This is a genomic window from uncultured Halorubrum sp. (genome assembly GCF_937146585.1).
Taxonomy (GTDB): Archaea; Halobacteriota; Halobacteria; order Halobacteriales; family Haloferacaceae; genus Halorubrum; species Halorubrum miltondacostae.
This window is the reverse complement of the sequence record NZ_CAKZRO010000125.1, coordinates 1-9,754: the sequence shown is the minus strand read 5'-3', so window position 1 is coordinate 9,754 and position 9,754 is coordinate 1. Positions and strand designations below refer to the sequence as shown.

The window sequence follows — 9,754 nt, the reverse complement described above, 5'->3', positions numbered from 1 at the left end:
CACGACCATCGGATTAGAAGTCCGACGCTCTATCCTGGCTGAGCTACGTGCCCTCGTCAATCTCTGATTCCCCGCGTCTAAAAAACGCCCGCGGTTCGCGTCGGGAATTGCCCGATTCGACCGCGTTCAGTATTCGTACTCGACGACGGTGTTCCCGTCCGGATCGTCGACGAACACCGTGTCGCCGCCGTTGTTCCAGATGGCGCTTCCGGTCCGGCCCCAGTACAGTTCCGTGTCAGTATCCGTCCCCTCTCCGGAGTACAGGGTTACCTCTTCACCCGACAAGAGCGTGAACCCGTCCGGGAACGCGTACTCCTTCGTCGTCTCGTCCGAGACGGTGTAGCCGGTGAGATCGAGGGCGTCGTCGCCGGAGTTCTCGAAGAGGACGTTCTCCTGTGGGTCTTCGAGATCGTCGCCAGACGCGTCTTCGTTGACCTCGACGACCTCCAGCGACCCCCCGGACCCGCCGTCCCCGCCGTCGTCGCCGTCGCCGTAGGCGTCGAACAAGTCGAACGCGGTGTCGAAGTTCGCCGTCGTCGGGACCGTCGGGTCGCCGCCGAGGTTGTTCTCTGAGTCGGTCACCGCGTCGCCGGTCCGCAGGTCGGAGCCGAGTTCGTCGGCGAGCGAGTCGAGGTTACCGCGCGCGTCGGCCGCGCCGTCCGGACTGGCGCTCGCGAGGATCACGGCACCGCCGTCGTCGCGGAAGTCCTCGATGGCGGCGACCTCGTCGTCGCCGAGCGCGCTGTCGGGCGCGGTGACGATCACCGCGCGGGCCTCGGCGAGGTCGCGCCCGGTGTCGTCGTCGAAGTCGTTTTTTCCGTCGAACTCGACCGCGAACCCTTCGAGGTAGCGCTGGAAGTAGGCGGCGTCCTCCGCGGAGAGCGCGTAGTCGGCCGCGAACTGGCCGTGCCCGCCGTCGATGACGACGCTCCCCTCGCGGCCGTCCGCGGCGAGGGAGTCGATGAGGTTCGCGAGGAACACGTAGTTCCCGTACGGCTCGGTTCCGGGACCGTCCTCGGCGCTCTCGAAGCGCTCCGCGGGGAGCGGGCCGCCGAGCAGCGCGACGTTGTTCGACTCGTCGACGCCGACGAGCGGGTCGCCGCCCTCGGACGCGACGGGCACGCGGTCGCTCGCGAGGGCGCCGTCCGCTGTCGCGACCGACGTGGCGTCCGGGACGAACAGCTCGTCGACCGGCTCGTCGCCGACGACCGGCGTGGCCCCGACGTCGGAGATGTCCCAGATGCCGTCGCCGGCGTCGCGGGCCGCGCGTTCGAGGTCCCAGTACGCGTCGTGGTTCGCGAGCCCGGAGTCGTACACGCGGGCCCAGCCGTCCTCGATGGCCTTCGCGTTGTAGACGCTCCCGTCCGAGAGTTCGAGGAAGCCGAGCAGGCGACCGAAGCTCCCGCGGAGCCCCTCGTTCTCGTCGAACGAGAGGGTGACCGTGCTGCCGACTTGGAGCTGGTCCTCGGCGTAACTCGTCGCCTCGTCGCCCTTCGTCTTCAGCGCGGGGCCGTCGTCGATCCCCTCGTACTCTTGGAGGCGCTCCTCGGTGCTACCGGTCTCGGGCGTGTCGATGCCGAGGATCCGAACGGTGTCCTCGAGCCCGCTGTCGAACTGGACGTCCGCCGTATCGCCGTCGGCGACGCTGACGACTTCGACCTCGTACTCCTCGGTCGGGTCGAGTTCGAGCCCGAGCCCCTCGCGGTCGGCGAAGAGGGCGGGGTAGTTCTCGGTGTCGAACTCGCTCGTCACCGGCACGAAGTCGCCTCCTGCGTTGTTCTCGCCGTCGATCACCTGGTTGTCGTTGAACCGGATCTGGGTGTCGATCCCGTTCGCCAGCGCGTTGAGGTTGTCAGTCTGGTCGAAGTCGTCGAAGTCCGACTGGTCCATCAACACGATCAGCCCGCCGGCGTCGGCGAAGTCCGCGAGCGCGTCGATTTCGCTCCCGCCGAACGAGTCCGCCGGCGACGTGATCACGACGGCGCTGGCCGGGCCGAGCAGGTCGGTCTCTAGGTCAGTCGTCGCCGCCACGTCGTAGCCGTTCTCCTCGGCGTACCCCTCGAAGTTACCGTGGCTTTCGAGATCGTAGAACTGGCCGTGCCCCTCGTCCCAGAGGACCGTGTCGGAGTCGGCGTACTCGTCGAGGACGTTCAACAACACCTCCTCGTTGCCGTACTGGCCGAAGCGCACGTCGTCCTGCGCGAACGGGAATCCGAAGGCGACCACGGGGAGGTCTTGGTCGACTGCCATCAGCGGCAGCGGCTCGTCGTCAGGATAGCTCGTGGCGTCGCCGTTGCCGTCCTCGTCGACGGACTCCGCGGTCGGCTCCGCGGCGACCGCGATCGCCTCGGCCGGCAGGTACCCGTCGTCCTCGGCCAGCAGGCTCGCGGTCGAGTCGAACGCCAACTGGTCGACGAACGCGGGCGGTTCCTCGCCCGGGCCCTCGCCGGGGTCCTCGATCGCGCCGTCGCCGATGCCGATCGTGATCGCCACCTCGCCGTCGGTCGGATCCTCGCCCGCGTCGACCTCGACGCCGACGGCGACCGCCTCGCCGACCCCCAGTTCGACGGTCGGGTCGGGACCGAGTTCCTCGTCGTCGACGGTCAGCGCGAAGTCGGCGTCGCCGAGGCTCCCGTCGTCGACCGTCGCGAAGAGGCCGAGGTCCTCGGTACCCTGGTTGCTGACCTGGAACACCTCGTCGACCTCGTAGACGGTGTTCGAGCCGAAGCCGGTGCCGCCGCCCTCGACCTCGTCGAAGACCAGGGCGAGCTCGCCCGCGTCGTCGACGAACGCGAACGACTCGTCGAGCGGGGTCAAAGACAGGAGGGAGCTCGCGTCGTCCGCGAGCGCCACCGTCGCGTCCCGCTCCGCGCTCGCCGTGTCGAACGCGCCCGTGGCGATGGCGCCGCCGCCGGCCGCGGTCGCGCCGAGCCCGATGATGACGCTGCGGCGCCTCATAGTTCTCCCTCCGCGAGGAAGAGGTCCGGAAACCCGTCGTCGTTGAAGTTGCTCGTCTGGGGTATGAAGAAGTCCCCGCCGTTGCTCTCGTCGTCGGTCACCTGATCGAAGTTGAACCGGAAGGCGGCGCCGAGCTCGTCGAGTACCCCGTTCAGCACCCCGTTCGAGGTTCCGCCGAAGGAGGCGGTTCCGTGAAGGAACACCGCGCCGCCGTCGGCGACGAAGTCGGCGAGCGCGCTCCGCTCCGCGTCGGAGAAGCCCCCGGCGTCCGCCACGTCACCGTCGGTGGTCGCGATCATCACCGCGTCGGCGTCGTCGAGCGAGCCGACGAAGTCGCTCGTGAGCGCCTGAACGTCGAACCCGCGTCCCTCGGCCGCGGATTCGAGGTCCGAGTAGTTGCTCGCGAGCGTCCGCGCCTGCCCGTGCGTCTCGTCGTACAGCACCGTCCCGGTCCCGCCGAGCGTGATCTGCCAGGCGTTCGCGATGAGCGTGCGGTTCGCGTCCACGCTGCTGGCGTTCGGCCCCAGTCCCGACCCGAATCCGACGACGTTCCCGTCGACCGCCGCCAACGGGATCTCGACGTCGTCCGGGTACGAGACGAACCCGTCGTCGCCCTCGGGGTTCTCGTTCTGTGCCGTCGGTTCCGCCCGGACCGCGACGACCGAATCGTCGTCGAGGGGGTCGCCGTCCGCATCGACGAGGCTCGACGTGGAGAAGAACTCGGTCAGACCGATCGTCTCCGGCGGCTCCGGCTCGGGGTCGTCGGGTTCGTCACCCCCGTCCTCGAAGGCCGCCTCGATCGTCACGTCGATGTCGAGGTCCTCGGTGACGTCGACGTCGCCCGTCTCGACGTACGTGCCGACCGACTGCTCCGCGCCGGTCTCCAAGACGACGGCGTTGTCGGGGTCGTCGAGGGACCCCTCGCGGTCGCCCGTGGGGTAGAGCCGGAACTCGCCGTCGAAGTCGTCGGTGTCGCTCGTCGCGGTGATCGAGACCGTCTCGGTCCCCTGGTTCGCGATCGCGAACACCTCGTCGAAGAAGAACTGCGAGTTGCGCCCGATACCGTCGCCCACGCCCGAGACGTCGCCGAAGGAGAGCGCGAGTTCGCCGTCGCCGTCCGTCGTCGCGTACGCGCTCTTCGAGACGAGGCCCAGATACGCGTTCTCGTCGTCCGCGAAGTTCACCGTCGCCGTCCGCTCCGCGCTCGCCGCGTCGAACGCGCCCGTGCCGATGAGTGTTATCCCGCCGATACCGCCGGCTGCCGCTCCCGTGATGAGTGTGCGTCGTCGCATGAATCGTCCGCGGCCGGCGCGCGCCGTCGCGACTCTCCACCGTCCGAACGGAACCGCGAGACGCGAGATCCCAGCGTGCGGAGGGCGAGCGCGAGGGGGAGTTCGAGACTTCCTGTCACACGTCAGCCACAGACACAGCGTCCGCCGGCTCGTTTAAATAATTTTATACTAGATGTATGGAATGATCAGCCGATCTCCGGAGCGCTCCGGAGCGTCTCGCCCCCCCTTCGGCGCGGCCGCCGCGGGATCGCGATCCGACTCACCGCGGCCCGTCCGGCCACCGGCGGCGTCGCTCAACAGCAGACCTAAGTCCGCGAGCGGAGTAGCGACCGGTAATGAACGTCATCGGAACCGTCGGCCTCCCCGGCAGCGGGAAGGGGGAGGCGGCGAACGTGGCCGAGGCGGCCGGGATCCCCGTCGTCGTCATGGGCGACGTGATCCGCGCCGAGTGTCGCCGCCGCGGGCTCGACCCGGCGCAGCACCACGGGCGGATGGCCGGCACGCTCCGCGAGGAGGAGGGCGACGACGCCATCGCCGAGCGGACGCTCCCGCGGATCCGCGAGGCCGCGGCCGAGAGCGACCGCGGCGACACCGTCCTCGTCGACGGCCTCCGCTCCACCGTCGAGCTCGAACGCTTCCGCGAGGCGTTCGGCGACGACTTCACGCTCGTCGCGATCCGCGCGCCGTTCGAGCTCCGCGCCGAGCGACTGGGCGAGCGCGGCCGCGACGACTCCGACTCCGACCTGGAGGCGCTCCGCGAGCGCGACGAGCGCGAGCTCGGCCTCGGGCTCGGGGAGACGCTCGAACGGGCCGACGTCGAGATCGACAACACCGACAGCCTCGCGGCGTTCCGCGACCGCATGCGCGAGGTGCTGAGCGTCGACGCCGCCGACCCGATCGACACCGGGGGTGACGGCGCGTGATCTACAGCGTCGACGTCCGGATCGAGGCGCCGGTCCACGACACCGAGGTGACCGACCGGGTCGCGGACGCCGTCGAGAACGTCTTCCCGGACGCGGACCCGGTCCACGAGGAGGGGCGCCTCGTCTCCGAGACGCACAGCCTCGACGCCTTCTCCGACGTGCTCCACGAACAGGAGATCCTCGACACCGCCCGGCGCGTGTTCCGACAGAACCGCACCGAGGAGGGGTTCGCCTTCTCGCTGAAGAAGCAGGCGGCGCTCGAGGGCGTCGTCAACTTCGCGGTCGGCGAGCCGGACGAGCTGGGCGAGATCGACGTCGAGGTGCGCGTCCGCGAGCCGGACGTCGAGTCGTTCGTCGACTACGTCGCGCCGGAGACGGACGAGGGCCAGCCCGTGGACCCGGCTCGCGAGTACGGCGACCGGTTCGACCCCGAGGACGAGTCGTACTGAGCCCGGGTCGGTGCGTCGCTCACTCGGCCGTGGCCCCGGCCGCGGCCCCGCCGACGGCGCCGAAGACGGCCGGGTAGACCAGCCCCGCGAGCAGCGCCGCCGTGACGAGCGTCGGCGCGACGCTCCCGCCGTCGCCGACGGCGTACCGGAACAGGAAGGCCCCGATCACCGCGAGCGGGAAGTAGCCGGCGACGGCGAGCGCGCCGGACTGCGCGCCGTCGGTCGGCGTCGTCGCCCCGGCGGCGCGCGCTATCGCGACTCCGGCGACGAGGAGGAGCAGCGGCGGCACGACGTACAGGTAGGTGAACCCGCCGTCGCTCTGCGAGATGAAGTTCACCGACCGGGCGGCGCCGACGAGCGACGGCACGTCGACGTCGACGAAGTGCGCGTTGTAGAACACCCAGCCGACGCCGCGCCACACCGAGATGGTGTCGCCGCCGAACAGGTCGGCGAAGAAGTTGATCCCGGACAGTCCCTCCTCGACCCGGCTGCTCTGGGTGACGTAGACGACGAGGTAGCCGAGGACGTACGAGACCGCGCCCGCGGCCGCCCCGACGACCGCACCGCGGCCGAGGCCGCGTCCCGCCCCTGTCGCGCTCGCTCCGCCGCTGGCTGGTGATGACATGCGCTCGGGGTCGTTTCGGCGGCTATAAGTGTTTGTTGGCTCGGATCGGAACGCGAAACGATCGCGGTCGCGGCCGTTCAGGGCCGCTACCGGAGATACGGACGGATCAGGCGGTCGCCTCCCGCCACTCCGACTGCGATATGGTGTACCGCACCTCGTCGTGGACGCTGCCGTCGAAGAAGGTCAGGTGGTTCCGAAGCAGCCCCTCGCGCCGGCCGCCGAGCCGGTCGACGTACTTCTCGATGGCGCGCCGCGACTGCTCGTTGTCCGGGTGGTGGCTCACGGCGACCACGTCGAGGTCGAGGTCGTCGAACGCGACCTCGACGAGCGCGGCGGCGCGCTCGCCGGAGTAGCCGCGCCCCCAGAAGCGCTTCCGGAGCCACGTGCCGAGCTCCGCGGTCCGCGTCTCCCAGTCGACCCCGAAGCCGCCGAAGCCGGCGATCTCGCCCGCGCCGTCCTCGCCCTCGCGCGGCCGGATCACGTAGCTCGCGGCCTCGCCGTCGTCGAAGCGCTCGCGGCCGCGTTCGAGGAACTCCAGCGTCTCCTTCTTCGTCTCGTGGGGGCTCCAGGTGACGTGCTCGGTCACCTCGTCGATGCCGGGGTCCGACGAGCAGATCCGGTAGCACTCGTCGAGGTCAACGTTCTCGGGGCTCCGCACGGTCAACCGGAGCCGCTCCGTCTCGATGGTCTCGGGGAACACGTGCGGCGAGTCGTCGCCGTTCGGATAAACTCCACCGCCGGTTCGAGAACCGTTCGCACACCGGGCGTCGCGTCGGCGGGCGAGCGCGCTCAGGCGTCGAGCGCGCCGGCGAGGTCGTCGCCGACGGCCGCGATCGCCTCGCGCGCCCGGTCGACGTCCTCCATCGTCATGAAGCCGTGAACCATCGCCGGGTAGTTCTCGTACCGCGTCGCGACGCCGTCCGCGACCAGCCGCTCGGCGTACGCCCGCCCGCCGTCGCGGAGGGGGTCGAAGCCCGCGGTGACGACCGTCGCGGGCGCGACGCCGGAGAGGTCGCCGGCGTTGATCGGGTCGGCGTACGGGTTCCGCCGGTGGACGTCGTTCCCGTAGTACGACTCGGAGAACCACTCGATGTCCGCCCGCGAGAGGACGATCCCGCCGTGCTCCCGGACCGACGCCTGCTCGGGGTCGACGCCGATGCCGGGGTACAGGAGCGCCTGGTGGGCTACCTCCGGGCCGTCTCGCTCGGCGGCCATCAGCGCGGTCACGGCGGCGAGGTTCCCGCCGGCCGAGTCGCCCGCGACCGCGAGGTCGCCCGTTCCCCGGAGCCGGTCCGTCGACTCCGCGGCCCACTCGACGGCGGCGTACGCGTCCTCGACCGCGGCCGGGAACGGGTGTTCGGGCGCGAGCCGGTACTCGACCGACAGCACCGCGCAGCCGCTCTCTCGGGTCAGGTGGCGACAGAGCCAGTCGTGGGTCTCGACGCTCCCGAGGACGAACCCGCCGCCGTGGAAGAAGACGACCGTCGGGAACGGCGGGTCGCCCGTGGGGAGGTATAGCCGGGCGTCGAGGTCGCCCGCGGGGCCCGGGATGGATACCGACTCGGTCGCGCCGACGCTGGGCGGGTCGCGGTTCCGGATCCGCATCACGGGGCGGGTCAGCAGCCGGAGCAGTTTCAGTCGGTAGCGGCCGTGCGGGAGGGGGATCCGCGACTGGCGCGCGGCGGCGCGCTTCGCCTGCGGATCGATCTGGTCGGCGCTCACGGCGCGGAGGTCGTCGCCCCGGCGGCAAGACGGTTGCGACGGGGGCGACGCGGTGGAGTCTCCGCCTCCGTCGCGGTCGCGACGGTCAGCCGAACACGCCGGTCGCGCGCAGCTCCGCGCGGATCGCGTCGCGTTTCACCAGCCCGAAGCCGACGCAGATGATCAGGAAGCCGGCGACCGTGGTGAGGGTGATCCCCTCGTCGAGGACGAGCCAGCCGACGAGCGCGGCGAACACCGGCGCGACGTAGGAGACGAGGTTGATCTCGATCGGACCGAGCCGGTCGAGCAGGTCGAAGTAGACGAGGAAGCCGATCCCGCTGGCGACGACCGAGAGGTAGCCCAAGGCGAGCAGCGACTCCGTCGTCCAGACCGCGTCGGCGACCGACTCGCCGAGCGCGAGCGCGACGACGTGTATGATCCCCGCGCCGAGCAGCATCGACCACGCCTCCATCGTCTCGATGGGGATGTCGGCCTCGGAGGCCCGCGAGAGGACGGAGCCGAGCGCGAACGAGGCCGCCGCGAGCAGCACGAGGAGCTTCGCGACCGTGCCGCCGCCGGTCAGGTTCGCGGGGTCCGGGTTCGCGAGGACGACCGCGCCGACGAGCCCGATCCCGAGCCCGAGCGCGCCGACGGCGGTCAGCCGCTCGGCGGGGAGGAAGGCGCGCGCGAACACCGTGGTCAACAGCGGCGAGAGGCTGACGATGACGGCCGCGACCCCGCTCGTCACCGCGGGGTCGGTCTCGCCGACGAAGAGGAACGCGTGGTAGGCGGCGATGATGAAGACGGCGCCGGAGACGACCTCGAGCCACTGGTCGCGGCCGCGCGGGACCGGGTCGTCGACCGCGTACGCCGCGTACGAGAGCATCACCAGGCCGGCCACGTCGAACCTGAACGCCGCGAACAGCACCGGCGGGAAGTACGCCAGCCCCGCCTTGATCGCGACGAACGCGGACCCCCAGACGGCGGCGAGGACGAGGAACAGCGAGAGGTTTCTGAGACGGCTCACGTCCGCCCTCTCCCCGCAGTGTGCCAAAAGGTTCCGGAAACGGCCGCGTTCGCTGGATCGGTTCGCGGCGACCGGCGACCGCCGACCGGGTCGCCGTCTACGGCGAGGAGTCTCGTCAGCGGAGCCGATACCCGTCCGCGTCGCGGGCGACGACGCCCACGTCGGAGAGCCGGCGGAGCGCCCCCTCGACCGTCGACGTCCGGGCGCCGACCTCGTCGGCGACCGCCGCGGGGGTACCGTCCGTCTCGATCACCGCGGCGAGGACGGCCGCGAAGAAGCGGCTGTCCGCCTGTCCGCCGAGCCGCTCGTCGATCTCGGCGAGCGTGTCCTCGACGCGGCCCTGAACCCACCGCTGGGCGAGCGAGAGCTCGCGGTCGAGGTCCTGGAGGCGCGTGTACTTCTCGGCGAGGTCGGCGAGGTCGCCGGTCTCCCCCGAGCCGTCCGGGGCCTCGATCGAGAGGTGCGGGCAGCGCCCGGACATGTCGAGGCTGTTCTTCGCCGGGTACGCGCTCTTCGCGCCGAAGCCGTACGGCGAGACGCTCACCTCCAGCCGGAGGCTGCGCGCGATCCGGAAGTACTTGCGCCGCTGATCGTCCGTCGTCGACTCGACGAGACCGGCCTCCTCCAGCTTCCGCAGGTGGTCGATCACCGCCTTCGGGCTCACGTCGAGGTACTCCGAGATCTCCGTGACGTAACACGGTTTGGTGGCGAGAAGCCGGAGGATGCGCCGCCGGTTCTCGTTCCCGAGGAGATCGAGCAGTACCGCGGAGTCCATTAAC

Annotated in this window: 9 protein-coding genes; 2 read left to right on the top strand and 7 right to left on the bottom strand. The window is 70.7% G+C overall.

Going from position 1 to position 9,754, the window contains the following annotated elements; genetic code table 11:
• Nucleotides 1-126 precede the first annotated feature (126 nt).
• Nucleotides 127-2,958 (bottom strand): lamin tail domain-containing protein, encoded by a 2,832-nt coding sequence (locus tag Q0116_RS10085; RefSeq protein WP_297887599.1) that lies wholly within the window; start codon nucleotides 2,956-2,958, stop codon nucleotides 127-129.
• The gene (locus Q0116_RS10080) at nucleotides 2,955-4,250 is read right to left on the bottom strand and encodes a DUF1102 domain-containing protein (protein ID WP_297887596.1); all 1,296 of its coding nucleotides are present in this window, start codon (nucleotides 4,248-4,250) and stop codon (nucleotides 2,955-2,957) included. The genes Q0116_RS10085 and Q0116_RS10080 overlap by 4 nt, the downstream gene beginning before the upstream one ends.
• Nucleotides 4,251-4,585: 335 nt before the next feature.
• On the opposite strand from Q0116_RS10080, the gene Q0116_RS10075 reads away from it, so the two are divergent.
• Together Q0116_RS10075 and Q0116_RS10070 are read left to right on the top strand one after the other, a co-directional pair.
• Nucleotides 4,586-5,173 carry an AAA family ATPase gene (locus tag Q0116_RS10075; RefSeq protein WP_297887594.1) on the top strand — a complete coding sequence of 196 codons (588 nt, stop codon included), beginning with the start codon at nucleotides 4,586-4,588 and terminating at the stop codon, nucleotides 5,171-5,173.
• Nucleotides 5,170-5,622 (top strand): RNA-binding domain-containing protein, encoded by a 453-nt coding sequence (locus Q0116_RS10070; RefSeq protein WP_297887592.1) that lies wholly within the window; start codon nucleotides 5,170-5,172, stop codon nucleotides 5,620-5,622. Before Q0116_RS10075 ends, Q0116_RS10070 begins: the two co-directional genes overlap by 4 nt.
• Nucleotides 5,623-5,641: 19 nt before the next feature.
• Here the strand turns inward: Q0116_RS10070 and Q0116_RS10065 are convergent, their stop codons facing one another.
• The 5 genes from Q0116_RS10065 to Q0116_RS10045 form a co-directional block, all read right to left on the bottom strand.
• Nucleotides 5,642-6,247 (bottom strand): transporter, encoded by a 606-nt coding sequence (locus Q0116_RS10065; protein WP_297887590.1) that lies wholly within the window; start codon nucleotides 6,245-6,247, stop codon nucleotides 5,642-5,644.
• A gap of 106 nt (nucleotides 6,248-6,353) precedes the next feature.
• Nucleotides 6,354-6,947: a GNAT family N-acetyltransferase gene (locus Q0116_RS10060; RefSeq protein WP_297887588.1), complete on the bottom strand. Its 594-nt coding sequence runs from the start codon at nucleotides 6,945-6,947 to the stop codon at nucleotides 6,354-6,356.
• 89 nt (nucleotides 6,948-7,036) lie between these two features.
• Nucleotides 7,037-7,969: an alpha/beta hydrolase gene (locus tag Q0116_RS10055; RefSeq protein ID WP_297887587.1), complete on the bottom strand. Its 933-nt coding sequence runs from the start codon at nucleotides 7,967-7,969 to the stop codon at nucleotides 7,037-7,039.
• A gap of 85 nt (nucleotides 7,970-8,054) precedes the next feature.
• Nucleotides 8,055-8,975: a DMT family transporter gene (locus Q0116_RS10050; protein WP_297887585.1), complete on the bottom strand. Its 921-nt coding sequence runs from the start codon at nucleotides 8,973-8,975 to the stop codon at nucleotides 8,055-8,057.
• A gap of 115 nt (nucleotides 8,976-9,090) precedes the next feature.
• Nucleotides 9,091-9,750 (bottom strand): ArsR family transcriptional regulator, encoded by a 660-nt coding sequence (locus Q0116_RS10045; RefSeq protein WP_297887602.1) that lies wholly within the window; start codon nucleotides 9,748-9,750, stop codon nucleotides 9,091-9,093.
• Nucleotides 9,751-9,754: the final 4 nt, after the last annotated feature.